The sequence below is a fragment of the Streptomyces sp. NPDC048643 genome, assembly GCF_040650615.1.
GTDB lineage: Bacteria > Actinomycetota > Actinomycetes > Streptomycetales > Streptomycetaceae > Streptomyces.
Genome location: NZ_JBEZHO010000037.1, coordinates 55,966 through 80,848, shown reverse-complemented (window position 1 = coordinate 80,848; position 24,883 = coordinate 55,966). Strand labels below are relative to the sequence as shown.

Below are 24,883 nucleotides of genomic sequence, written 5' to 3'. Positions count from 1 at the left end.
TATGTTGACCAGGAGGCAGTCATGGCAGAGCGCCCGGAACGCAAGCCCAGGAAGCCGCACTCCGCGACGGTCGTCCGCACCGAGCGGCTGACCGCGCACATGCAGCGGGTCGTGCTGGGCGGCGAGGGCCTCGCCGACTTCGCCACGGGCACCAGCACGGACCACTACGTGAAGCTGTTGTTCGGCGCCGAGGGCGTGACCTACCCGGAGCCCTTCGACCTGCAGCGCATCCGCGAGGAGTTCCCGCGCGAGCAGTGGCCGGTGACCCGCACGTACACCGTGCGCGCCTGGGACCCCGAAGTGCGCGAGCTGACCCTGGACTTCGTGGTGCACGGCGACGAAGGACTCGCCGGCCCCTGGGCGTTGAAGGTGCAGCCGGGCGAAGTCGTCCGTTTCATGGGCCCCGGCGGCGCCTACGCCCCGGACACCGACGCCGACTGGCATCTGCTCGCCGGTGACGAGAGCGCGCTGCCGGCCATCGCCGCCGCCCTGGAATCGCTGCCCGACGGCTCCGTGGTCCGCGCCTTCGTCGAGGTCTCGGGCCCCGAGGAGGAGCAGAAGATCGACTCCGACGCGGACGTCGTCTGGCTGCACCGCGGGGACCGGCCGGTCGGCAGGGCCCTGGTCGAGGCCGTACGCGGCCTGGAGTTCCCGGCGGGCCGGGTGCACGCCTTCGTCCACGGCGAGGCGGGCTTCGTCAAGGAACTGCGCAAGCTCTTGCGCGTCGAACGCGAGATCCCGCGCGACGACCTGTCCATCTCCGGCTACTGGCGCCTCGGCCACAACGAGGACGGCTGGCAGGCGTCGAAGCGGGAGTGGAACGCCCAGGTGGAGGCGGAGCAGGAGGCGTCGGCCTGACACCCACCACCCCGGCAGCACCAGGAGGCGGCGACCGCGGCGCGGGCCGCCTCCTGACGTATGCGCGCGGGCCGGTCGGGCGCCCGTGACCCCGTGGAGCACTGCGGATCGGCGCCCACCCGCGGTGAGTTGACGTCACGTCATAGCGTGACCCCGGCCACGAGCCGAAGCCGCCCAGCACACGGCCACAGGCGCAGGCGCAGGCAGGTACAGGCGCAGGCAGGCGCAGGCACAGACACGGGAAGCGGCGCCCCTCCCCCACCATGTGCACCCGGCAGAGCCGCTGACGGCGGCGCACCCAGTGACACCGGCACACCCGGTGTCGGCAGCGCACCGGTGAGAGCAGCGCACCCCCGATCCTCCTGGACGGCGGTGGCCCGCCCGCTCCGATCCACGCCCGACGGGCGGCGGGAGCGCACGACTCCACACCCCCGGCAGCCCCGTGAGGACTTCGGCCCGTCGTCGACACGGCCGCGTCACGCGAGCGAAACAGGGCCTCCCTAATTTCTGTCACCCGACAGGAATCCCGTTCGCCCTTCCGCGCCGAAGGCAGGTGCCGCCGTGACCACCACCGCTCCCTCCGACGTACGCCCCGATCCGCCGCAGTCCCCCGACGACCGCTCCCTGACCGCGTTCGGCTACCGCCAGGAGCTGCACCGCAGCCTCGGCCGGTACGCCTCGTTCGCCGCCGGCTTCTCCTTCATCTCCGTCCTCACGACCGTCTTCCAGTTCTTCGCGTTCGGCTACGCCTTCGGCGGTCCCGTCTTCTTCTGGACCTGGCCGGCCGTCCTGATCGGCCAGCTCGCGGTGGCGGCCTGCTTCGCCGAACTGGCCGCGCGCTACCCGATCTCCGGCGCGATCTACCAGTGGTCCTCGCGCCTGTCGAACCTCTCCTTCGGCTGGTTCGCGGGCTGGATCATGGTGATCGGACAGGTCGTGGTGGTCGCCGCCGCGGCGCTCGCGCTGCAGATGGTGCTGCCCGCGATCTGGTCCGGCTTCCAAGTCGTGGGCGACGACCCCGCCCCGACCAGCCCGGACGGCGCGGCCAACGCGGCCGTCCTCGGCGTCGTCCTGCTCGTCCTCACCACGCTGGTCAACGTCCTCGACAACCGGGTGATGTCCGTGGTCAACCGGATCGGCGTCACCGCAGAGATCATCGGCGCCGTCCTGATCGTCGTGCTGCTGCTCACCCACTCCGAGCGCTCCCCCGGCATCACCTTCCACACCGGCGCGGGCGGGACGGGCCTGCTCGGGGCGCTGATGGTGGGCTCGTTCATGGCCGCCTACGTGATGATCGGCTTCGACAGCGCCGGCGAGATGAGCGAGGAGACCCACAACCCCCGCCGCACCGCGCCCCGTACGATCCTCACCGCCCTCGGCGCGGCCGGTCTGCTCGGCGGCCTGATCGTGCTGGGCGGACTGCTGGCCGCGCCGAGCCTGACCGACGGCCGCCTCGGCGTCGACGGTCTCAGCTACGTCCTCACGAGCAGCCTGGGTGACGGTGTGGGCCGCGCGCTGCTCGCGGACGTGGTGGTAGCCGTCGCGGTGGCCACCCTGGCGATCCAGACCGCCGCCTGCCGCATGCTCTTCTCGATGGCGCGCGACCGGCAGCTCCCCTTCTCGGGACGGCTCGCGAAGGTCAACCCGCGCACCGGCATGCCGAGCGCCCCCGCCCTGGTCGTCGGTGTCCTCGCCGCCGCGCTGCTCCTCCTGAACTTCGCCTCGCCGGACGCGTTCCTCGCCATCGGCACCACCTGCATCGTGATGTTGTACCTCGCGTACGCGATGGTCACCGGCCCCCTGCTGGTGCGCAGGCTGCGCGGAGAGTTCTCCGCCGACGGCACCGACGAGACGGGCGCCCCGCTCTTCTCGCTCGGCCGCTGGGGCGTCCCGGTCAACGCGCTCGCCCTCGTCTACGGCCTCTTCATGACCGTCAACCTCGCGTGGCCGCGCGCCACGGTGTACGACCCGGCGGGCGGGCACTGGTACTTCCAGTGGTTCACCCTGCTCTTCCTCGGCGTCACCCTGGTCGCGGGCGCGGCGTACCGCGCGTACCGGACGCGGGCGGCGGCACCGGAGGCGGCCGCGGCCTCGTACGCTTGACCAGGTGAGACGCAAGCCCCGGATCCCGCCCTCTCCCCTCCCGCAGCGCCACGGGGTCGACCCCGTGCGGATCAGGCTGCCGTCGGAGGGGAGCTGGGCCACCGTCCGGGAGCACCTGGTGGAGCGGCTGGCGGCGGGGGACGGGGTCGTCGACGCGATGCTGGGCGAGGGGCTGTTCGTCGGCGAGGACGGACGGCCCCTGACCGCCTCGACGACCTATGAGCCGGGGATGTTCGTGTGGTTCCACCGGGAGCTGCCGGACGAGGAACGGGTGCCGTTCCCGCTGGAGGTGGTGTACCGCGACGAACACATCGTGGTCGCCGACAAGCCGCACTTCCTCGCCACCACCCCGCGCGGCAGCCATGTGGCCGAGACGGCCCTCGCGCGACTGCGCCGGGAGCTGGACCTGCCGGAGCTGGGCGCGGCGCACCGGCTGGACCGGCTGACCGCCGGCCTGGTGCTGTTCACCGTGCGGCCCGGGGAACGCGGCGCCTACCAGTCGCTGTTCCGTGACCGGCTGATCGCCAAGGAGTACGAGGCGGTGGCCCCGTACGATCCCGGTCTCGTCCTCCCCCGTACGGTGCGCAGCCGCATCCTCAAGGAGCGCGGGGTGATGGCCGCGCGCGAGGTGGCGGGCGAGCCGAACGCGGTCACCCGGGTGGAGCTGGCGGAGCACCGGGGCGGACTCGGGCGCTACCGGCTCACGCCGAGCACCGGGCAGACCCACCAACTCCGCGTCCACATGACGGCGTTGGGAGTGCCGTTGCTCGGCGATCCGCTCTACCCGGAGGTGACCGGGCCGGTGCCGGCCGGTGACTTCCGGCGTCCGCTGCAACTGCTGGCGCGGGTACTGGAGTTCACCGATCCGGTCACCGGAGCGGCCCATCGCTTCGTCACTGGACGGGAGTTGGAGGCATGGGCCGCGTACGACGCCTGGTCGGGGGGCCCGGCCGGGGATCAGTAGCCGCGCCACCAGCGCACGAGACGCTGCCAGGCGCCGAGCCGGTGGGCGGGCTCAGGTGCCGGGGCCGGCTGGGCGGGTGCCGGGTGCGCCGCGGACGCGGTCGGCGCCGCACCCTCGCTGGTGACCTGCCAGCCGGGCCGCTGGACGGGCAGCGCGCGGACCGAGGGCCGCTGCATGACGTCCTGCGGCGGCCGGGGCTGGAAGCGTACGGGCAGGTCCACGAGGTGGCGTGACGACATGGACCCGCGCCAGCGCAGGTCGCTCTCGGGGCCGTCGAGTTCGACGTCGGGCAGCCGCAGCAGCAGCGCGTCGACGCCGACGTCGGCGATGGCGCGGCCGATGTCCTGGCCGGGGCACTCGTGGGGCCCGCCGCCGAAGGCGAGGTGGGAGCGGTTGCCCTGCATGTTGGCGGCCAGGTCGGGACGGACGCGGGGGTCGATGTTGCCCGGCGCGATCCCGAAGAGGAGTCCGTCGCCCTTGCGGATGCGCTGACCGCCCAGTTGGGTCTCCTGCTTCGCGAAGTAGCCGAGGACGGCGCTGAACGGCGGTTCGTTCCACAGGGACTGCTCGACCGCCTCGGGCACCGTCATCTGCCCGCCGTTGAGCTGGGCGCGGAAGCGCGGGTCGGTGAGGACCATGCGCAGCACGTTGGCGATGAGGTTGGCGGTGGCCTCGTAGGCGGCGAGGAGGACGAGCCGCAGGTGCTGGGCGACCTCGTCGTCGGTGAGTCCGGCCGGGTGGTTGATGAGGTGGCTGGTGAAGTCGTCCTCGGACCTGGCGCGGCGCCGCGCGGTGTGCTGGGTGAGCACGCTCATCACGTACTCGTTGCTGGCGATGGCGGTGTCGGTGCCCTTGAGCAGGTCGCGGGTGGCCTGCACCATACGGTCGTTGTAGTCCTCGGGCATGCCGATGATCTCGCAGAGCACGGACATCGGCAGGTGCTCGGCGAACTGTCCGACCAGGTCGGCCTCGCCGAGTTCGCAGAAGTCGTTGACCAGGCGCTGGGTGGCGCGGTTGATGTAGCGGCGCAGGCTGCGGAAGTCGATGGTGGACATGGCGCCGGTGACCGCTCCGCGCAGCCGCAGGTGTTCGTCGCCCTCGACGTGGGAGCAGATGGGCTGCCAGGCGATGTGGGGGGCCAGCGGGTGGTCGTCGCCCGCGGTGCCGTCCTGGACGGCGCTCCACAGCCGGCTGTCGCGGGCGAAGTGGGAGGGCGTACTGACCATGTGGAGGTTCTCGCCGTGCCCGAGGACGACCCAGATCGGCACGTCGTTGTGGAGCAGCACGGGGGCGACGGCGCCGTGTTCGGCGCGGAGTTTCTCGTACAGGGCGCCCAGGTCCTCCGCCTCCGGGCCGTAGAGGCGGCGCAGGCCGCCCGGGCCGGTGCCGTGGGCGGGGCAGCCGGGCGGCGGGCCGAGTGTGGGGTCCTGGGTGCCGGTCAGGGAGTGGGATTCAGGCGTCACGATGATCGCTCCGAAGCTGAAATGAGAGCTTGTGAAGGGGAGTTGTCGTGCGGGTGCCGTCGCCGTACGGGTCTCAGGCGGGCGACGAGGTCATCGCCAGCGAGTGCAGGAACCGCATCAGCGTCATCAGGGTGTCCCGGCTCGACGCTCTGCGCCGGGCGTCGCACTTCACGATCGGGATCTCGTCGGGCAGGTCGAGCGCGGCCCGCAGTTCCTCGACGGGGTACCGCGGCGCGTCGGGGAAGTCGTTCATGGCGACGACGAACGGCACGCCGCGTTCCTCCAGGCGGCCGATGACGTCGAAGCTGACCTCCAGCCGGCGGGTGTCGATCAGCACCACGGCACCGAGGGCTCCCTCGAACAGGCCGTTCCACAGGAACCAGAAGCGTTCCTGGCCGGGGGTGCCGAACAGGTAGAGCACCAGTTGGTCGGTGATGGAGATCCGGCCGAAGTCCATGGCCACCGTGGTCGCCGTCTTGGTCTCGGACCCGTAGTTGTCGTCGATTCCGATGCCGGCCTGCGTCATGGTCTCCTCGGTCGTCAGTGGCTTGATCTCACTGACGGAGCCCACCATGGTCGTCTTGCCGACTCCGAAGCCGCCCACGATCACGATCTTGACCGCCGCCTGCGTGGTGTGCGGGAGGTGGTCCTCGGCGCGAGGGCCCGTGATGGTGTCAGAGCTTTTGAAGTCCATGCATCACCGCTTCGAGGAGGGAACGGTCGGGGAGCGCCTGACGGACGATCGGGGCGCGCGCCTTCACCAGTTCGGCCGCCAGCAGCTCGGTGAGCAGGACGGTCACCACGCTGAACGGCAGGTTGAGATAGGCCGAGAGCTCGGCCACGGACAGAGGGGCCTTGCACAGCCGCAGCAGGGCGGACTGCTCCGGCTGGGTGGCGGGGGGCGGTGACTCGGCGCGCGCCACGACGAGGGTGACGAGGTCGAGTTCGGCCCGGTCGCCGTTCTCGGCGCCGCCCGTGAGGACGTAGAGGCGCTCGGGGTTCTTCGGTTTGCCCTCGCCGTCCTCCCCCTCGGGGCCTTCGGGGCCCGCGAGGGGGACGTCCGTCGTGACGGGTTCGGGGGGCCCTTCCTCGGGTTGGCGCCGCCGGCGTTGCGGAGGAGTCATACGGTCTGCCCGTTGCGCCGCGGCGGGCTCGTCAGATGGGCGCCGATGCGGACGACGAGGTCGCGCATGCGGTTGCTCATCAGGCCGGGCTCGGCGGTCTGGTTGGCGAGCACCGCGAGGTAGGCGTTGGGGCCCGCCGACATCAGGTAGAAGTAGCCGCCGTTGATCTCGATGATCACCATGCGCATCCGGCCGTCGCTGTTGGGGATCTCGCCCGCCACCGCTCCGGCGAGGCTCTGCAGGCCGGCGCAGGCCGCGGCGACGCGGTCGGCGGCGTCCGGGTCGCCGCCGTAGCGGGCGATGCGCAGTCCGTCGGCGGAGAGCACGACGATCTGCCGGATGCCCGGCACCCCGTCGGCGAGATCCTTGAGCATCCAGTCGAAGTTCGCTCGCTGCTGGATCACTTGAGGTCCCCCTCGTCATCGCCCTCGGCAGGGGCCGGCTGGTTGTCCGTGCTGAATGCGGTCGGGTCGGGGTCGCCCTTGAGGCCGTTCATGAACGCCTCGACCCACAGGCCGGGTTCGGGCTCGTCCTTCTCCTCCGGTTCGGGCGCGGGCGCCCACGAGGGTCCGGTGCCGGCGGCCTCCGCGGCCTCCAGCGCCCGTGCCTCGGCGATCCGCTGGCTGAGGGGCACCTTGACCCGACTGCGGCGCTGCGGCAGGCCGTTCGGCGCCCACTCGGTGACGACCGGGACGTCGTCCTCGCGGGGGTCGCGGGGGTCGCCGCTCGACGAGGGGACGCGGGGTCCGGTGGTGGGGCGGCGTTTCTTGGGCTTACGGGCGGGAGCCTCGACCCCGCCGTTGTCGATGCCCGTCACGGAGGTGGCTCCGATGCCGTGCGCGAGACCGGGCGCGAAGTCGGTGGTGAGCATGTCGCGCGGGGCGACGAGGACGGCTCGCACACCGCCGTACGCGGACTGCCGCAGCGAGATCTGCATGCTGTACATCTGCGCGAGTCGGCCGACGACCGCCATACCGAGCCGGGGTGCCTGGCCCATGACGTTCGGGTCGACGCCCGCGGCGGCCAGCCGGAGGAGTTCCTCGATCTTGCCGCGGGACTCGTCGCTGAGGCTGACGCCGCCGTCCTCGATCTCGATGGCGACGCCGGTCTGCACCTCGATGGCGGTGACGTGCACCTTGGTGTGCGGCGGCGAGTAGCGGGTGGCGTTGTCGAGGAGTTCGGCCAGCGCGTGGATGAGCGGTTCGACGGAGACGCCCGTGACGGCGACGTCGACGATGTTGTGCAGCTCGATGCGCCGGTACTCCAGGATGCGCGACATCGCGCCGCGCAGCACGCTGAACAGCGGTACGGGCTCGGGCCACTGGCGTCCGGGGCGGCCGCCCCCGAGCACGGCGATGGAGTCGGCGAGCCGGCCGATCAGCGCGGTTCCGTGGTCGATGCGCAGCAGGTCGTCGAAGACCTCGGGGTTGCGCCCGTGGTCCTCCTCCATCTCGCGGAGTTCGTTGTTCTGCTGGTGGACGATGGCCTGCACGCGCCGGGCGATGTTGACGAAGGAGCGCTGCGCGGCGTCGCGCATCGACTCCTCGGTGTCGACGATCTTGAGCAGCTTCTTCAGCAGGTCCTTCTGGGGCTCGGGGAGTTCGCGATGGTCGGGGTCGTCGCGGCCCAGCGTGCGCACGACTTCCGAGGGGGAGTCCCCGCCGTGCAGCCGGTCGAGCGCGAGCGGGACGATCTCCTCGGTGAAGTGCACGATCTCCCGGTCGTGCGCGGCGATGCGCTGTTCCAGGTACGCGGTGCGGCGTGCGAAGTCGGCCCGCAGTTCCCGGGCGACCCGGCCGCGGCGGACGGCCTCGCCGCCGATCGCGATGACCAGCAGGGTGGCGAAGCCGCCGCACAGCGCGACCGCGGACCGGGCCGGCTCCGTCACCAGGGCGACTGCGGCGCCGGTGGCCACGGCCATCAGTATCGCGGGCAGCAACAGCACCCGCGCGTAAGGAAGTTCACGGCCACCGGGAGGCGATTGAACACTCACCATGTATGCCCTCTGAGACAGGTCGGCTGGGGGGTGGGGGATTTTTGTGGGGGAAACGGTATGGATCGGTAGGGAGCAAACTGAATCTTCGGAACTTTTGGGAACAAGCGCACGAATACATCTCAACTCGGTGCGCTGCGGGCGAGCTTAGTCCGACCGGATCATCGTCGTGACATATTCAGCAAGCACCTGAAATCGCCCTCGCGACTGGAGTACCCTCGGCCCCATTTGCACGCTGAGCCTCCGTTCGCACACGGTGCGTGACCACGTACGGGCATGCGAAACTCGCAGCCCGCAGAGGTGACGGGGGCTCGGAGTCTCAGATTCCGGCGATGCGCAGCGCGGCGTCCGCGGTGGCCTCGGCGAAGGCGGACACGGGGCGGTCCGGATCGGAGCGGTGCACGAGGATGACGCCCTCGATCAGCCCGAACACGAGGTCCGTCCGCAGGTCCAGGTCACTCTTGGCGAGTGCGCCGCCCGCCGGGGTGGCCGCCAGCAACTGGCGGTAGGTGTCCTTGAGTTCCGCGCGCACGGCGTGGAACCCGGCGAAGCGTTCGGCACGCACCTCGGGCAGCAGATAGAGGCCGCCGAGGTTGTGCGGGCCGCCGCACAGCAGTTCCACGTCGGTGCGGCACAGCTGCCACAGCCTGCTCCCGGCGGGCGCCGTGTCCTCGGCGAGGAGCCGGCGGGCGAGGGCCAGCGAGGGGGTGACCGTGGACTCCAGGAGCTCGGCGAGCAGCTCCTCCTTGCCGGACACGTAGTGGTACATGGACGCCTGGCGCATGCCCGCGCGCTCGGCGACGGCGCGGGTGGTGGTGGCGGCGTACCCCCGCGTGGTGAACAACTCGGCCGCCGCGTCGAGCAGTTCGGCACGCGGTGTGAGTCCGCTGTCCGGCCGCTGCGCGGCACGCGGCCTGCCGACCCGTCGCCCGCCGTCCGTTCCCATGCGTTCGATCCTCGCACACGCGGTGCGCACCGGCCGGGCACCGGGATCCCCGCGCCCGACTCCGCCACACGGTCCCCCGCAGTCCGGTCCCTCACGGGCGTCACCCGTGAGGGACCGGTAACGGCGCGGCAACACACGGGACATGGCGCCGACCCACCCCGCCCCTAATTTCTGTCGGGCGACAGAAATGACCCAGGAGCCGGAGGACCCGCGATGGCGACAGCGACCACGCACGGAGCACGCGACCACGCCCGCGCCCAGGAGGGGACCCGAGCCGAGGCCATGCCCGTGGTCCCCGCGGGTGACTGGCCCGCGCCGCCCTGCGAGGCGGGCCACCTGGTGTGGGCGGAGACGGTGGCGGGCGGCAACTACACGCACAAGGTGCTGGCCCGGGGCACGGAGGTACGGCTGACGGACCTCGCGGGCGACGCCTGCGCGCACCTGCTGCTGCACGTCGCGGACCGGCCGTGGGAGCGCCTGAACGTCGCGGACACCGTCAAGGTCCAGTGGAACGCCTACCTGGGCGAGGGACAGCTCCTCCTCTCCGACCAGGGCCGCGTCCTGGCCTCGGTGGTCAGCGACTCCTCCGGCCGGCACGACGCCCTGTGCGGTACCTCCACGCTCGTACGCAACACCCGGCGCTACGGGGACGGGACACCGCAGTCCGCGTCCCCGGCCGGACGCGAGCTGTTCAAGCTGGCCGCCGCCAAGAACGGGCTCGGGCCGCGGGACCTGCCCCCGTCGCTCTCCTTCTTCCAGGGCGTGGAGGTGCGCGAGGACGGCTCGCTGGACTTCACCGGCTCGTCCGGCCCCGGCGGGAGCCTCACCCTGCGCGCCGAACAGGACGTCACCGTGCTCATCGCGAACGTGCCGCACCCGGCCGACCCGCGCGCCGCCTACACGAGCACCCCGCTGGAGGTGCTGGCCTGGCGCTCGGCGGCGACCTCTCCGGGCGATCCGCTGTGGGAGGCCACGCCCGAGGGCCGCCGCGCCTTCCTCAACACCGCAGAATTCCTTGCCACGAGGGGGCTCGCATGACCCACGTCACCGTCCCGGCCCGGGCCGCCTGGTCGGCGGTCGTCCGCACCGGCGAGACGCTCACCGTCACCGACCTGCACGGCAACCAGGCCGTCGACTTCCTGGTGTACGACGCCGGGGACACCACCGTCCGCTACAGCGCGCCCGACACCATCCAGGCGCAGGGCGGCATCTTCCTGACCACCGGCAGTGTCCTGATGTCGAACGAACACACCCCGCTGATGACCGTCACCGAGGACGAGGTCGGCCGGCACGACACGGTCGGCGGCGCCTGCTCCAAGGAGTCGAACACCCTGCGGTACGGGCACCACACCTGGTCCCAGCACGCCTGCGTCGAGAACTTCCTCGCCGAGGGCGCCCGGTACGGGCTCGGCAAGCGCGACCTCGTCTCGAACATCAACTGGTACATGAACGTGCCGGTCGAGAAGGACGGCACCCTCGGCATCGTCGACGGCATCTCCGCCCCCGGACTGCGGCTGACGCTGCGCGCGGAGCGCGACGTGATCGTCCTGGTGTCCAACTGCCCCCAGATCAACAACCCGTGCAACGGCTTCGAACCGACCGCGGTCGCGGTGACGATCGGAGCGTCCGCATGACGTTCGACACCCTGCTCGTCGCCAACCGCGGCGAGATCGCGGTCCGGATCATCCGCAGCGCCCGCGAACTCGGCCTGCGCACGGTCGCCGTGTACTCCGACGCCGACCGCGCCGCCCCGCACGTCCGGCTCGCCGACGAGGCGGTACGGCTCGGCCCCGCGCCCGCCAAGGAGTCCTACCTCGACGCCGACCTCGTCCTGAAGGCGGCCAAGGACACCGGGGCCGGGGCGATCCACCCGGGGTACGGATTCCTGTCGGAGGACGCGGCGTTCGCGCGCCGCTGCGAGGACGCGGGCATCGTGTTCGTCGGTCCGACGCCGGAGCAGCTGGAGCTGTTCGGCGCCAAGCACACGGCGCGGGCGGCGGCCCGGGCCGCGGGCGTGCCGCTGGCCCCGGGCACGGAACTGCTCACCGGGCTCACCGAGGCCCTGGAGGCCGCCGGGCGCATCGGCTATCCCGTGATGCTCAAGGCCACGGGCGGTGGCGGCGGAATCGGTATGTCGGCATGTCGCTCGGACGCCGAACTGGCCGAGGCCTGGGAGCGGGTCCAGCGGATCGCGGCGGCCTCCTTCTCCTCGTCCGGGGTCTTCCTGGAACGCCTCGTCGAGGACGCGCGCCACGTCGAGGTCCAGGTCTTCGGCGACGGCCTCGGCCGGGTCGTCACCCTCGGCGACCGCGACTGTTCGCTCCAGCGCCGCAACCAGAAGGTCCTGGAGGAGGCACCGGCGCCGGGCCTTCCCGCGGCGGTGCGGGACCGACTCGCGACCGCCGCACGGAAGTTGTGCGCCTCGGTGGACTACCGCTCGGCCGGCACCGTCGAGTTCGTGTACGACGCCGCCCGCGAGGAGGCCTACTTCCTGGAGGTCAACACCCGTCTCCAGGTGGAACATCCGGTCACCGAGGAGATCTACGGCGTCGACCTCGTCGCCTGGATGCTGCGGCTGGCCCGCGGCGAGTCCTCCGTCGTACGGGACCCGGGGACGCCGCGCGGCCACGCGGTCGAGGCCCGGCTCTACGCCGAGGACCCCTCGCGCGAACACCGGCCGAGTGCGGGCCTGTTGACTCGGGTCGAGTTCCCCGGCGGTGTCCGTGTGGACGGCTGGATCGAGACCGGCACGGAGGTCACCACCTCGTACGACCCGATGCTCGCCAAGGTCGTCGCGTACGGCACCGACCGCGCACACGCCCTGGAGCGGCTCGACGAGGCGCTGGCCAGGACCCGGGTGGACGGCATCGAGACCAACCTCGGGCTGGTGCGGGCCGCGCTCGCCGAGCCCGCCTTCCGACGGGCGGCCCACTCCACGGCGACCCTGGCCACCGTGACGGACCCCACCCCGCGGATCGAGGTCGTGTCCGGCGGCACGCTCACCACCGTGCAGGACTGGCCGGGCCGCACCGGCTACTGGCAGGTCGGCGTCCCGCCCTGCGGCCCGATGGACGACCTCTCCTTCCGGCTCGGCAACCGGGCTCTCGGCAACATCGACGGCGCGCCGGGGCTCGAATGCACCTTGCAGGGACCGGCGTTGCGGTTCACTCACGCGACGACGGTGTGTGTCACCGGGGCGCCCGCGCGGGTCACGGTGGACGGGACGGAGGTCGGCAGCTGGGAGCCGGTGACCGTACCGGCCGGATCGGTCCTGGAGATCGGCGCACCCACCGGGCACGGCCTGCGCACCTACGTCCTGTTCGCCGGCGGCGGCCTCGACGTGCCCGCCTTCCTCGGCAGCGCCGCCACCTTCACCCTCGGCCGGTTCGGCGGCCACGGCGGCCGGGCCCTGCGCACCGGCGACGTCCTGCACGGCGGGGCCGTCACCGGTTCCGGCGCCCCCGTGCCGCTCGGCGACCGCCCCGCGTTCACGGACGTGTGGCGGATCGGCGCCCTCGAAGGCCCGCACGCGGCACCGGAGTTCTTCACCGAGGACGACATCCACGACTTCTACGCCGCCGACTGGAAGGTCCACTTCAACTCGGCCCGCACCGGCGTACGGCTCGTCGGCCCCAAGCCGCGCTGGGCCCGCACCGACGGCGGCGAGGCGGGACTGCACCCGTCGAACATCCACGACACGCCCTACTCGGTCGGCGCGGTCGACTACACCGGGGACATGCCGGTGCTCCTCGGCCCGGACGGCCCCTCGCTCGGCGGCTTCGTCTGCCCGGCCACCGTGGTCAGCACGGAGCGCTGGAAGCTCGGCCAGCTCCGCCCCGGCGACACCGTACGGTTCGGGCCGCTGGCCGACGACGGTTCGCCGCGCCCCGCGATCGTCGACGGCGGGGTGCTCGCGCGGGACGGCGACGTGACGTACCGCCGCAGCGGCGACGACAACCTGCTGGTCGAGTTCGGGCCCATGCAGCTGGACCTCGCGCTGCGCATGCGGGTCCACGCGCTCATGGAGGCGGTGACGGAGGCCGGTCTCGACGGGGTCGCCGACCTCACCCCGGGCATCCGCTCCCTCCAGATCCGGACGGATCCGTCCCGGCTCCCCCAGCGGCAACTCCTGGAAGCGGTACGGGAGACGGTCCGCGCCCTTCCCCCGAGCGACCAGCTCGTCGTCCCCTCCCGGACGGTCCATCTGCCGCTGTCCTGGGACGACCCGGCCACCCGCGAGGCGATCGCCCGCTACATGGCGGGCGTGCGCGACGACGCGCCCTGGTGCCCGTGGAACATCGAGTTCATCCGCCGGGTGAACGGCCTGGACTCGGTGGACGACGTGTACCGCACGGTCTTCGACGCGGAGTACCTCGTCCTCGGGCTGGGCGACGTCTACCTCGGCGCCCCGGTCGCCACCCCGCTCGACCCCCGCCACCGCCTGGTCACCACGAAGTACAACCCGGCCCGCACCTGGACCGCGGAGAACTCGGTCGGCATCGGCGGCGCCTACCTGTGCGTCTACGGCATGGAGGGCCCCGGCGGCTACCAGTTCGTCGGTCGGACGACCCAGGTGTGGTCGGGCTGGCAGCAACGCGGCGCGTTCGAGCCGGGCTCGCCCTGGCTGCTGCGCTTCTTCGACCGCGTCAGGTGGTATCCGGTGGAGGCGGACGAACTCCTCGAACTGCGGGCCGACATCATCTCCGGTCGCTTCGTGCCGCGTATCGAGGAGGGCACCTTCTCACTGGCCGCGTACGAGTCCTTCCTCGCCGAGAACGCCGCGTCCATAGCGGAGTTCCGGTCGCGGCAGGGCGGCGCCTTCTCGGCGGAACGGGACGCCTGGGAGGCGGCGGGCGAGTTCACCCGCGCGGAGGCCGCGACGGCACCGGCGTCCCCGGCCGCCGAGATCAGCGTCCCCGCGGGCGGTCGCCTGGTCGAGGCCGAGTTCGCCGCGTCCGTCTGGCAGGTGAACGTGGAGCCGGGCGCCCGGGTGACGGCCGGGCAGCCGCTTCTCGCCCTGGAAGCCATGAAGATGGAGTCGAGGGTGCCCGCGCCGACCGACGCGGTGGTCGAGCGGATCCTCGTCTCACCGGGCGACCAGGTCGAGGCCGGCACGGCGCTGCTCGTCCTGGCGCCGGCCCGGACCCCGGCACCCTGACTCCCGAGCAGCCGTACGCACCCTGCCCGCCCTCGTTCACCCCAGGGCCCGGGGCTGCCACAGCCCCGGGCCCGCGGTCCTCAGCCCGCACAAGGAGTTCCGATGTCCGCTCTCGCCCGAGTCCGCGCGGCCCACGCCCGGATCGAGGCCGTCGACCGCCCCGAGATCTGGATCGCCCTGCGCCCTCGGCCCGACGTCGAGGAGGAGGCCCGGGCCGTGGACGCGCGCGTCGCCGCGGGCGAGCGTCTCCCGCTCGCGGGGAGGGTCTTCGCCGCCAAGGGCAACATCGACGTGGCGGGCCTGCCGACCACGGCGGGCTGTCCGTCCTACGCCTACACGCCGAGGACCGACGCCCCCGCGGTCGCCCGGCTCCGGGCGGCCGGCGCCGTCCTGGTCGGGACCACGAACCTCGACCAGTTCGCGACCGGCCTGGTCGGCACCCGCTCCCCCTACGGCGCCGTCCGGGGCGCCCTGGACCCGGCCCGGATCAGCGGCGGCTCCAGCTCCGGATCGGCCGTGGCGGTCGCCCTCGGCATCGTCGACCTCGCCCTCGGCACGGACACCGCCGGCTCCGGCCGTGTCCCCGCCGCGTTCAACGGCATCGTCGGGCTGAAGCCGACCCGCGGCCTCGTCCCCACGACCGGCGTCGTCCCGGCCTGCGCCTCCCTGGACTGCGTGACCGTGTTCGCCCGGACCCTCTCCGAGGCCGAACAGGCCCTCGCCCACCTCGCGTCCCCGGCCTCCCGCGCGCTGCAACCCCTCCCGCAGCGCGCACCGGGCCCCTGGCGCGTCGCGGTCCCGCCGACGGCGCAGCTCGGGGAGTTGGACAAGGGCTGGCCAGAGGCGTACGAGGAGGCCGTCGCGCTGCTCGTGGCCGCCGGGGCCGAGGTACGCCCCCTCGATCTCACCCCGTTCACCGAGGCCGCCGCGATGCTCTACGAGGGCGCGTTCGTCGCCGAGCGCTACACGGCGGTGGGGAGCTTTGTCGACAAGTTGATGGCCGAGGGGGGTGCCGGTCTCGACCCGATCGTCGCCGGCATCATCACCCGCGCCCGCGACATCCCGGCTCACCAGCTCTACGCGGACCAGGAGCGGCTGGCCGGCCTGCGGGCCCGGGCGCTCGCCGAACTGGCCGACGCCGACGCCCTGTTGCTGCCCACCGCGCCCGGCCATCCCACGCTCGCCGAGGTCGCCGCCGACCCGCTGGGCAGCAACGCGCGCCTGGGGCGTTTCACCAACTCCACGAACCTCTTCGATCTGGCGGCCGTCGCGGTACCGGCCGGCCGGACACCGGCCGGGCTCCCGTTCGGCGTGATGCTGATCGGCCCCGCCTTCACCGACGAACGGCTCGCACGGATCGCCCGGTCGCTGGAGCCGCGGACGCGCCTCGCCGTGGTGGGAGCGCATCTGTCCGGCCAGCCGCTCAATCCGCAGCTGCTGTCGCTCGGCGCCCGCCTCGACGTCACGACCACGACCGCGCCGGTGTACCGGCTGCACGCGCTGGCCACCACCCCGCCGAAGCCGGGCCTCGTGCACGTCGGCGAGGGCGGTGCGGCCGTGGAGGCGGAGGTGTGGTCCCTCCCGGCGGAGGGGCTCGGACGCCTGCTGGCGGCACTCCCCCGGCCGATGACGCTGGGCAGCGTCGAACTGGCCGACGGCGGTCACGTCCCCGGCTTCCTGTGCGAGCCGGGCGCGCTGGAGGGGGCGCCCGACATCACCGCGTACGGCGGATGGCGCGCGTACGTGAGCCGCCCGGACGCGACCGTCTGAGCACCTGGCTCCCGGCCCCCCTGGTCCCCCGTACGAAAAAGTCCGGCGGCCGCGGGACGCGACCGCCGGACCCGGAGAGTCCTCAGCCCACCGACGAGTAGGCGACCACTCCACGCAGCAGGCCGTCGACCGCCTTGCGCGCGTTCTTCGCGACCGTCGAGTTCCCGCCGCCCGAGACGGGGGCGGCGGCCGCGATCTGGCCGAGCACGTCGATGACCTGCTTGCACCAGCGCACGAAGTCGCCCGCCGGCATCTCTGCCTCGCGGAGCACCTCGTCGAGGCCCTTGCCGGACGCCCACTCGTGGGCCGCCCAGGCGAAGCCGAGGTCCGGCTCGCGCTGGCCGACGCCTTCGGTCTGGCTGATCCCGAAGTCCTCCTCCAGTGCGTCGAGACGGCCCCAGATGCGGACCATCTCGCCGAGTGCGGCCTTGGCCTGGCCGGACGGAACCTTCGGTGCCATCGCGTCGTCGGCGACCCGCGACTCGTACACCAACGCCGAGACGCAGGCGGCCAGTTCGGCGGGGCTCAGACCGTCCCAGACGCCGGCGCGCAGGCATTCACTGGCCAGCAGGTCGAGTTCGCCGTAGAGCCGGGCGAGCCGCTTGCCGTGTTCGGTGACCTCGTCACCGCGCAGGTAGTCCAGCTCGGTGAGGAGGGCGACGATCCGGTCGAAGGTGCGGGCGATGGTGTTCGTCCGGCCCTCGATCCGGCGCTCCAGCTGCGAGGTGTCGCGTTGTAGCCGGTGATAGCGCTCGGCCCAACGGGCGTGGTCCTCACGGTCGTTGCACCCGTGGCAGGGATGGGCGCGGATCGCCGTGCGCAGCCGGGCGATCTCACGGTCGTCGGCCGCCTCGGCCCGCTTCTTGCGGTGCCGGTCCGGGACGATGTGCCCGGCCTTGGTGCGCAGCGCGGACGCCAGGTCCCGACGGGACTGCGGGGAGCGCGCGTTGAAGGACTTGGGGATCCGCATGCGGTCGAGCGCCTCGACCGGTACGGGGAAGTCCATCGAGGCGAGCCGCTTGACCTGACGCTCGGCGGTGAGGACCAACGGGCGGGGTCCGTCGTGCTGTTCGAAGCCGCGGTGGCCGTTCGACCGGCCCGCGGGCAGTCCCGGGTCGAGGACCAGCGCGAGCCCGGCGTACTTTCCGGTCGGGACGTGGATCACGTCGCCCGGCTTCAGCTTCTCCAGGGCGACGGCCGCCTCCGCGCGACGCTGCGAAACACCCTGCCGGGCCAGCTCCGTCTCGCGGTCCTTGAGCTCGCGGCGCAGCCCCATGTACTCGTCGAAGTCCCCGAGATGGCAGGTCATGGACTCCTTGTAGCCCTCGAGACCCTCCTCGTTGCGCTGCACCTGCCGGGAGATCCCGACGACCGACTTGTCGGCCTGGAACTGCGCGAAGGACGTCTCCAGCAGCTCGCGCGAGCGGTGCCGCCCGAACTGCTCGACCAGGTTCACCGCCATGTTGTACGACGGCTTGAAGCTGGAGCGCAGCGGATAGGTGCGGGTGCCCGCGAGTCCGGCGAGGTGCTCGGGGCTGAACCCGCGCTGCCACAGCACGACCGCGTGGCCCTCGACGTCGATGCCTCGGCGCCCGGCGCGTCCGGTCAGCTGGGTGTACTCGCCGGGGGTGATGTCGGCGTGCTGCTCGCCGTTCCACTTGACGAGCTTCTCCAGCACGACCGAGCGGGCGGGCATGTTGATGCCCAGCGCGAGGGTCTCCGTCGCGAAGACGGCCTTCACCAGGCCGCGGACGAAGAGTTCCTCGACGACCTCCTTGAACGTGGGCAGCATGCCCGCGTGGTGGGCCGCGATACCGCGCTCCAGGCCCTCCAGCCATTCGTAGTAGCCGAGGACGTGGAGGTCCTCGTCCGGGATGGAGGCGGTGCGCTCCTCGACGATCTCGCGGACCCGCGCCCGTGCCGCGTCGTCGTTCAGCCGGAGGCCCGCGTGCAGGCACTGCTGCACGGCGGCCTCGCAGGCCGCGCGGCTGAAGATGAAGGTGATGGCGGGGAGCAGTCCCTCGGAGTCGAGCCGCTCGATGACCTCGGGACGGCCCGGGGTCCAGATCCGCGAGCGCTGCCTGCGCTCCCGCTCCCGGTCGGCCTCGCGCATCGCCCGGCCGCGCTTGCGGTCCTGGTACGACGGGCGGCTCGCCTCCATGCGCGCCATGCGCGTGAGGTCGGGGTTGACGGCCTTCTTCTGGCCCTCGCCCTCCTCGAACAGGTCATACATCCGGCGACCGGCCAGCACGTGCTGGAACAGCGGGACGGGCCGGTGCTCGGAGACGATCACCTGGGTGTCGCCGCGGACGGTGTCCAGCCAGTCGCCGAACTCCTCCGCGTTCGACACGGTCGCCGAGAGCGACACCAGGGTCACCGACTCGGGGAGGTGGATGATCACTTCCTCCCAGACGGCGCCCCGGAAGCGGTCGGAGAGGTAGTGCACCTCGTCCATCACCACGTACCCGAGGCCGAGGAGGGTCTGCGAGCCCGCGTACAGCATGTTCCGCAGGACCTCGGTGGTCATGACGACCACCGGTGCCTCGGAGTTGACGCTGTTGTCGCCGGTGAGGAGGCCGACCTTGTCCGCGCCGTAGCGACGGCACAGGTCGGCGTACTTCTGGTTGGAGAGCGCCTTGATCGGCGTGGTGTAGAAGCACTTCTTGCCCTGCTGGAGGGCCAGGTGGACGGCGAACTCGCCGACGATCGTCTTGCCCGAGCCGGTGGGCGCCGCCACCAGCACCCCCTTGCCCGCCTCGAGTGCCTGGCAGGCCTCGATCTGGAAGGGGTCGAGACCGAAGTCGTACATCTCGCGGAAGGGTGCGAGTGCGGTGGCCTGCTCGACAGCGCGCCTGCGTGCTGCCGCGTACCGCTCGGCCGGTGAGAGGTCCTCTGTCATCGTGCTTTCGAGACTACCGGGAGCCACTGACATGGGGACGATCATTATCAGGATCGGATCCTGTGAAACCTCGGATCCCCGCAGCTCAGGGAAGTGCGACGCGCACGGCCCCCGGTATGCACTCCGCTGTCAGGGGCAACGCGCCCAGCGGTTCCCCGTCCGCGTAGCCGGTCACGCCCGCGGCGACGAGTTCGACGCGGGCGGCCCGGTGCACGGTGACCACGGAATGGTCGACGTGGGTGCCGCGGTAGACCTTCGGGAACACCGTGAGCAGCGTGGCACGGCCGCAGTTCCCGACCACGGTGATGTCGAACAGCCCGTCGCCGAGGTCGGCGCCGGGACAGATCCTCATGCCGCCGCCGTACGAGGATCCGTTGCCGACGGCCACGAGGGTCGCCTCGATCTCGCGTGTCTCGCCGCCGTCCAGGGTGAGGCGGTAGGCGAAGGGACGGAAGGCGGCCAGCTCGGCGAGCATGGCGAGGTCGTACTTGAAGCGGCCGACCGGCAGCCGCATCCGGTTGCCCCGGTCGTTGACCCGGGAGTCGAACCCGGAGGCGAGGACGGTGCCGAACCAGGTGCCGTCGACCCGGCCCAGATCGACGGCGCGCAGCCGGTCCTCGTTGAGCGCGTCGGCCGTCAGGCGCGCCGCGGCGGCCGGGTCGCCGAGCGGCAGGCCGAGGGCGCGCGCGAAGTCGTTCCCGGTGCCGACGGGGACCAGACCGAACGGCGTGTCGGTGCCGGCCACGGCCTGGAGCGCGAGGTTCGCCATGCCGTCGCCGCCGACGGCGACCAGGGCCCCGGTCCCGTCCGCGACGGCGGCGCGGGCCCGGGCGAGGCCGTCCGCGGCGTCCTCGCCGAGCACGGTCCGGACGGAGAATCCCGCGGCCCGGAACGCGGAAGCGGCCGGCTGCGCCGCGTGGGCGCCCCGGCCGCGGCCCGCGGTGGGGTTGACGAAGAGGGTGATCTCGCTGGTCACAGGCTGACCCTACGAGGTCGGGACCTCCGTCAGGTCACGTCGTCATAACCGTTGACCCGCTCCGAGGTGGCCTGCTCGGGCAGGGCCCGGCTGGCCGAGACGGGCTCGATCGCGCCGACGTCCTCGGGGGTCAGGTCCAGCTCGGACGCCTCGTCGTCGGCCGGCTCCAACTCCGCGCGACGGCGCTTGCGCCGGTCGTTGAACAGCGAGAAGGCGACCGCGCCGAAGTACAGGATCCAGATCGGCCCGGCCAGCGCCAGCATGGTCAGCGGGTCGGTGCTGGGGGTGGCGAGGGCGGCGAAGACCGTGATGCCCATGATCATGCCGCGCCACCAGCCGAGCATGCGCTTTCCCGTGAGGATGCCCGTGAGATTCAGCATCACCAGCAGCAGCGGCAGCTCGAAGGAGAGTCCGAACACGACCACCATGCGCGTGACGAGGTCGAGCAGGTCGTCGAGCGGCAGGAGGTTGTTGACGCCTTGCGGCGTGAACTCCATCAGGACCTTCGCCGTGGTGGGGAGCACCTTGTAGGCGAAGAAGGCGCCGCCGAGGAACAGCGGCACGCCGGTTCCGACGAACGCGTACGCGTACTTCTTCTCGTTCCGGTGCAGGCCGGGCGCGACGAACGCCCAGAGCTGGTAGAGCCAGACCGGCGAGGCGAGCACGACGCCCGCCATCAGGGAGACCTTCAGCGCCAGGGTGAACGGGGCGAGCAGGCCGTTGATGGTGATCTGCGCGCACTGGTGGTTCTTGGGCTGCTTCGCCAGCTCGGCGAACGTCTCCGGACATCCGACGGAGTCCAGGACCGGCTTGGTGAAGAAGTTGATGATGTCGTTGTAGTAGAAGGCGGCGACTATCGTCACGAGGACGATGGCCAGCATCGCCTTCGCGAGCCGGTTGCGGAGCTCGCGAAGGTGGTCCGCGAGGGGCATGCGCCCCTCGGGATCCTTCTCCATGTTGCGGGCAGGCTTGGGCAACCCACATCCTCATCTCATGCGGCGAGCCGGACGTCGCCGGCCCTGCGTCAGCGCTTGGTCGTGTCCGTCGGTTCGCTGACCGGCCGCGAGCTGGTCACGTCGCCGGGGGCGGCCTGGATGGTGCGCTGCGCCGGGGGCTGCTCGTCGGTGTTCGGCGGGCCGGCCGGGGCGGGGTTGCTGCCCTCGTCCTTCATCGCCTTCGCCTCGCTCTTGAGGATGCGGGCGGACTTGCCGAGCGACCGCGCCATGTCCGGAAGCTTCTTCGCGCCGAACAGCAGGATGATGACGACGAGGATGAGAATGATCTCGGGAGCGCCGAGCCTTCCGAACATAAGTCTTTACCTTCTCACCGAGGCTGCATGGTCGGGGTGCTGTCCGAACGGTCGGACTTGTGTCCGATCGTCGTGGTGACAGCGATCGTAACGCTCAGGGGTGAACGCGGGGCAATCCCTGTGCGTACTCCCAGTTCGCGGTCCGCGCCTCGTTATCCGGACCCGCGACCTTGAGCGTACCTGGCCGCAGCACGAAGTTGACAGGGCGAAGTGACTCATTGCGCAACCATGGAACGACTCATACCGCATCCATGGAGCGTGCGGCCCCCTCGGCGGCCTGTTCCAGGTCAGCGGCGGCGCGGTCGATGCGACGCGCCGCCTCGGTGACCTGCTTCCCGAGACGCTCCGCTTCCAGGAAGACACGGACGGCGAGCACACCGAGCACGGTGAGGCCCAGGAAGCCCACAGCGATCGCAAACATCGGCCAGAACATGACGTCGACCCTAGAGGGTGGAGTGCAGCCGCAGGGTGCGCACCCCACCGCCGGTGAGCAGCTCGACGATCCGCTCCCCCGCCGGCTTGCGCACGGCGGAGCCGCACTCGGGACAGGTGAACGAGTAGAACGTGGTCCGGCTGCTGGCGCCGATGGCCAGCCGCAGGGCGCCCGGGGTGAGCTCGAAGGCGACCCGGCAGTCGGGGCAGGCGGCCTTGAACATCACGTCGACCGCCCTCCTCATCCCCGCGAAGGCGGTCCCGACCGACATGTCCGCGGTGCCGGGGAGCGATCCCGTCCGGCGCACGGCTCCCGGCCGCTCCGAGATGCCCGGCCTCCCCGGCGCATCCGTCCTCGACGACGTGCTCAAAGCGCCTGCTCCCGCCTCTCGTACGGCCCGTCCTGAACCCCCGCGGGTCCGTCCGGTACGTCGTAGGCGGCGAGCGCCTCGCGGGCCGCGCTGCGGGCGCTGTCCGCGAGGTCCTGCGGCGCGACGATCCGGCCGTCGCCGCCGAGTCGCAGGGCGAGGCGCCGCAGTGACGTCGGGTCGGGGGTCCGCAGAGTGATACGCAATCCGCCGTCGGGAAGCTCAACGGCGCTGTCGTGCGGGTAGTACTCGGCGACCCAGCGCCCGGCGGGACCGACCTCGACGACCACTTCGGGGTCCTCGGCGGCGGGCTGCACCAGTCCTTCGGAGAGGTCACGCAGTTCGATCTCGGGCGGGGCGGAGGGCTCGTCCAGGATGCGGATCTCGGCGACCCGGTCGAGCCGGAAGGTGCGGCGCGCCTCGGAGCGGCGGCACCAGGCCTCGACGTACGTGTGGCCGACGGTGACCAGGCGGATCGGGTCGATCTCGCGCTCGCTCAGTTCGTCCCGCGACGGCGAGTAGTAGCGGATCCAGAGCCGGCGCCGCTCGGCGATGGCCCGGTCCACGTCGGCGAAGACACCGCCCTCGGACTCGAAGGTCACCGACAGCCGGGCGCTGGCGCCGGCCGCCTCGCCCGAGGCGGCCTCGACCTTGGCGGTGGCGCGCAGCAGTGCCTGCCGGTCGCCCTCGCGCAGCCCGGGCAGCGTGGAGACGGCGCGGGCGGCCACCAGGAGCGCGGTCGCCTCGTCGGCGGCGATCCGCAGCGGTTCGGCCACGTCGTCGGGGTTGTGCCACCAGATCCGGTCGCCGTCGGTGTCGATGTCGAGCAGGTCGCCGCCGCGGAAGCTGGTCCCGCACAGCGGCAGCACGTCGAGGTCGGAGATCAGCTCGTCCTCGGTGATGCCGAAGGCCCGGGCGACGTCGCCGACGCGGGCGCCGGGGCGCTCGCGCAGATACGTCACCAGGGAGAGCATGCGCCGGGTCTGGTCGATCGCGTTCGTGGGCCTGGCCGGTTTTCCTGCCACTTTCCTACGTTCCCCCTCAGCCCTTGGCCACGGCGCGCAGCCGGTCGACCACTTCGGCCCGCAGTTCGGCGGGCTCCAGGACCACCACGTCCGGCCCGAACTCGACGAGCCAGGCGTCCAGCCCGTGCCCGTACGGAATCTCCAACTCGTCCCAGCCCTCTCCCAGTTCCCGGACGGAGACGGCCTTGGCGCGCAGCGGGTAGCCCGAGCCGGAGCGCAGCCGGATCAGCGCGGAGCGGTCGGCGATCTCGCCGGCCCAGCCGGCGACCGTCTCGCGCACGGTGACGACGTCGGGCACCTCGGCGGTGTACCGGCCGGCCCGCGCGCGGACCTTGCCGGTGATCCGGGAGAGCCGGAAGACCCGCTCGGCGGCGCGGTCGCGGTCCCAGCCCGCGAGGTACCAGTGGCCGCGCCAGCACTCCAGGGCCCACGGCTCGACGTGCCGGGTCTCGGGGTGCGCGGCGGTGGCCTTGCGGTAGTCGAAGACGACCGGACGTCGGTCGCGACAGGCCAGCATCAGGGGTTCGAAGGCCGCTTCGTGGACGGGGATGTGCGGTTCCAGGGCGCCGAACGAGCCGTACGGGTCGACGTCCTCGGGCAGTCCGGCGGCACGCAGCTTCTGGAGGGCTCCGCTCGCGGCACCGGCCAGCCTGGCCTGCTGCCACACCTTGGCGGCGAGGCCCAGGGCGGCTGCTTCCTCGGCGTCCAGGGTGATCGGCGGCAGGCGGTTGCTGTCGCGACGGGCGAGGTAGCCGACCTCACCGTCGAGGTTCTCGACCGTCTCGATGACCAGACCGAGTTCGCGCAGGTCGTCCTTGTCGCGCTCGAACATCCGGTTGAAGGAGTCGTCCGATCCGGCTTCCAGGTAGGCCTCGATGGACTCGCGGAGTTCGCGCTTGCTGAGCGGTCGCCGCGTCCCGAGCAGACACAGCGCGAGGTTCATCAGCCGCTCGGCCTTGGCAATGGCCATCGACGCCCTTCCCTATGGTGCTTCCGACCGATGACCGTACCGCTCCGACGTGTCCGGACAAAAGCCGAGGGCCCATGCCCGGACAGGCATGGGCCCCGGATGATCGGGTCCGGTCGGTTCTGATCAGACTCCGAGCAGGTCGACCACGAAGATCAGCGTCTCACCGGGCTGGATCAACGGGGTCGGGCTCTGGTTGCCGTAGGCGAGGTGGGCGGGGATGGTCAGCTGGCGACGGCCGCCGACCTTCATGCCCTGCACACCCTGGTCCCAGCCCTTGATGACACGGCCGCCACCGAGCGGGAATCGGAACGGGGAGTTCCGGTTCCAGCTGGCGTCGAACTCCTCGCCCGTGCTGAAGGCCACGCCAACGTAGTGCACCGTGACGGTCTGTCCCGCCTCGGCCACCTCGCCGTCGCCCTCCCAGATGTCCTTGATCTCGAGGTCCGCCGGGGGCTCGCCGCCCGGGAAGTCGATCTCGGGCTTCTCGATGCTCACGTCTTTGCTCCTGCTTGTCTACGTAAAGGC

Annotated in this window: 22 protein-coding genes; 7 read left to right on the top strand and 15 right to left on the bottom strand. The window is 71.9% G+C overall.

All coding sequences use genetic code 11. The annotated features are described in order from the left end of the window. Positions 1-21: 21 nt before the first annotated feature. From AB0C62_RS29730 to AB0C62_RS29720, 3 genes are all read left to right on the top strand, one after another. Positions 22-858 carry a siderophore-interacting protein gene (locus AB0C62_RS29730; protein WP_362978301.1) on the top strand — a complete coding sequence of 279 codons (837 nt, stop codon included), beginning with the start codon at positions 22-24 and terminating at the stop codon, positions 856-858. A gap of 561 nt (positions 859-1,419) precedes the next feature. Then, positions 1,420-2,961, top strand: a complete 1,542-nt coding sequence (locus AB0C62_RS29725) for an amino acid permease (RefSeq protein WP_362978299.1) — start codon at positions 1,420-1,422, stop codon at positions 2,959-2,961. 4 nt (positions 2,962-2,965) lie between these two features. Then, a complete protein-coding gene (locus AB0C62_RS29720; protein WP_362978297.1) occupies positions 2,966-3,925 on the top strand; it encodes an RluA family pseudouridine synthase in 960 nt (319 codons plus the stop codon). On the opposite strand, the gene AB0C62_RS29715 is transcribed toward AB0C62_RS29720, so the two are convergent. The 6 genes from AB0C62_RS29715 to AB0C62_RS29690 all read right to left on the bottom strand — a co-directional run bounded on the left by AB0C62_RS29715 (position 3,919) and on the right by AB0C62_RS29690 (position 9,451). Then, positions 3,919-5,388, bottom strand: coding sequence for a cytochrome P450 (locus AB0C62_RS29715; protein WP_362978295.1), 1,470 nt, complete (start codon positions 5,386-5,388; stop codon positions 3,919-3,921). The two genes, AB0C62_RS29720 and AB0C62_RS29715, sit on opposite strands and share 7 nt — an antisense overlap. A 73-nt stretch (positions 5,389-5,461) precedes the next feature. Then, positions 5,462-6,082 carry an ATP/GTP-binding protein gene (locus AB0C62_RS29710; protein ID WP_081223468.1) on the bottom strand — a complete coding sequence of 207 codons (621 nt, stop codon included), beginning with the start codon at positions 6,080-6,082 and terminating at the stop codon, positions 5,462-5,464. Next, complete coding sequence (locus AB0C62_RS29705) at positions 6,063-6,512, bottom strand: DUF742 domain-containing protein (protein ID WP_362978293.1); 450 nt, start codon at positions 6,510-6,512, stop codon at positions 6,063-6,065. The genes AB0C62_RS29710 and AB0C62_RS29705 overlap by 20 nt, the downstream gene beginning before the upstream one ends. Then, on the bottom strand, positions 6,509-6,916 hold the full coding sequence (locus tag AB0C62_RS29700; RefSeq protein WP_081223470.1) for a roadblock/LC7 domain-containing protein: 408 nt from the start codon (positions 6,914-6,916) through the stop codon (positions 6,509-6,511). Before AB0C62_RS29700 ends, AB0C62_RS29705 begins: the two co-directional genes overlap by 4 nt. Next, on the bottom strand, positions 6,913-8,508 hold the full coding sequence (locus tag AB0C62_RS29695) for an ATP-binding protein (RefSeq protein WP_362978291.1): 1,596 nt from the start codon (positions 8,506-8,508) through the stop codon (positions 6,913-6,915). The genes AB0C62_RS29700 and AB0C62_RS29695 overlap by 4 nt, the downstream gene beginning before the upstream one ends. 316 nt (positions 8,509-8,824) lie before the next feature. Continuing rightward, complete coding sequence (locus tag AB0C62_RS29690) at positions 8,825-9,451, bottom strand: helix-turn-helix domain-containing protein (protein ID WP_362978289.1); 627 nt, start codon at positions 9,449-9,451, stop codon at positions 8,825-8,827. Between the two features lie 213 nt (positions 9,452-9,664). Between AB0C62_RS29690 and AB0C62_RS29685 the strand changes: the two genes are divergently transcribed. The 4 genes from AB0C62_RS29685 to atzF all read left to right on the top strand — a co-directional run bounded on the left by AB0C62_RS29685 (position 9,665) and on the right by atzF (position 16,379). Continuing rightward, a complete protein-coding gene (locus AB0C62_RS29685) occupies positions 9,665-10,489 on the top strand; it encodes an urea amidolyase associated protein UAAP1 (RefSeq protein ID WP_362978287.1) in 825 nt (274 codons plus the stop codon). Then, positions 10,486-11,085 carry an urea amidolyase associated protein UAAP2 gene (locus AB0C62_RS29680; RefSeq protein ID WP_362978285.1) on the top strand — a complete coding sequence of 200 codons (600 nt, stop codon included), beginning with the start codon at positions 10,486-10,488 and terminating at the stop codon, positions 11,083-11,085. Before AB0C62_RS29685 ends, AB0C62_RS29680 begins: the two co-directional genes overlap by 4 nt. Beyond that, a complete protein-coding gene (locus AB0C62_RS29675) occupies positions 11,082-14,609 on the top strand; it encodes a 5-oxoprolinase/urea amidolyase family protein (RefSeq protein ID WP_362978283.1) in 3,528 nt (1,175 codons plus the stop codon). The genes AB0C62_RS29680 and AB0C62_RS29675 overlap by 4 nt, the downstream gene beginning before the upstream one ends. Before the next feature lie 102 nt (positions 14,610-14,711). Next, entirely contained in the window at positions 14,712-16,379 is a 1,668-nt protein-coding gene (gene atzF / locus AB0C62_RS29670; protein WP_362978281.1) for an allophanate hydrolase, read from the top strand. Between the two features lie 82 nt (positions 16,380-16,461). On the opposite strand, the gene AB0C62_RS29665 is transcribed toward atzF, so the two are convergent. The 9 genes from AB0C62_RS29665 to AB0C62_RS29625 form a co-directional block, all read right to left on the bottom strand. Then, entirely contained in the window at positions 16,462-19,323 is a 2,862-nt protein-coding gene (locus tag AB0C62_RS29665; protein WP_362978279.1) for a DEAD/DEAH box helicase, read from the bottom strand. Positions 19,324-19,363: 40 nt separating this feature from the next. Continuing rightward, positions 19,364-20,254: a diacylglycerol kinase gene (locus AB0C62_RS29660; protein ID WP_362978277.1), complete on the bottom strand. Its 891-nt coding sequence runs from the start codon at positions 20,252-20,254 to the stop codon at positions 19,364-19,366. A 29-nt stretch (positions 20,255-20,283) separates the two neighbouring features. Beyond that, positions 20,284-21,231 (bottom strand): twin-arginine translocase subunit TatC, encoded by a 948-nt coding sequence (gene tatC / locus AB0C62_RS29655; RefSeq protein WP_362978275.1) that lies wholly within the window; start codon positions 21,229-21,231, stop codon positions 20,284-20,286. Positions 21,232-21,278: 47 nt separating this feature from the next. After that, positions 21,279-21,563 (bottom strand): Sec-independent protein translocase subunit TatA, encoded by a 285-nt coding sequence (gene tatA, locus AB0C62_RS29650; RefSeq protein ID WP_028801604.1) that lies wholly within the window; start codon positions 21,561-21,563, stop codon positions 21,279-21,281. A gap of 238 nt (positions 21,564-21,801) precedes the next feature. Further along, a complete protein-coding gene (locus AB0C62_RS29645) occupies positions 21,802-21,996 on the bottom strand; it encodes a hypothetical protein (protein ID WP_362978273.1) in 195 nt (64 codons plus the stop codon). A gap of 10 nt (positions 21,997-22,006) precedes the next feature. Further along, the gene (locus tag AB0C62_RS29640) at positions 22,007-22,267 is read right to left on the bottom strand and encodes a hypothetical protein (RefSeq protein WP_362978325.1); all 261 of its coding nucleotides are present in this window, start codon (positions 22,265-22,267) and stop codon (positions 22,007-22,009) included. Between the two features lie 95 nt (positions 22,268-22,362). Further along, positions 22,363-23,388, bottom strand: coding sequence for a WYL domain-containing protein (locus AB0C62_RS29635; protein WP_362978271.1), 1,026 nt, complete (start codon positions 23,386-23,388; stop codon positions 22,363-22,365). Between the two features lie 16 nt (positions 23,389-23,404). Beyond that, positions 23,405-24,358, bottom strand: coding sequence for a WYL domain-containing protein (locus AB0C62_RS29630; RefSeq protein ID WP_362978269.1), 954 nt, complete (start codon positions 24,356-24,358; stop codon positions 23,405-23,407). 123 nt (positions 24,359-24,481) lie between these two features. Next, the gene (locus tag AB0C62_RS29625; RefSeq protein ID WP_081223483.1) at positions 24,482-24,853 is read right to left on the bottom strand and encodes an FKBP-type peptidyl-prolyl cis-trans isomerase; all 372 of its coding nucleotides are present in this window, start codon (positions 24,851-24,853) and stop codon (positions 24,482-24,484) included. Positions 24,854-24,883 lie beyond the last annotated feature (30 nt).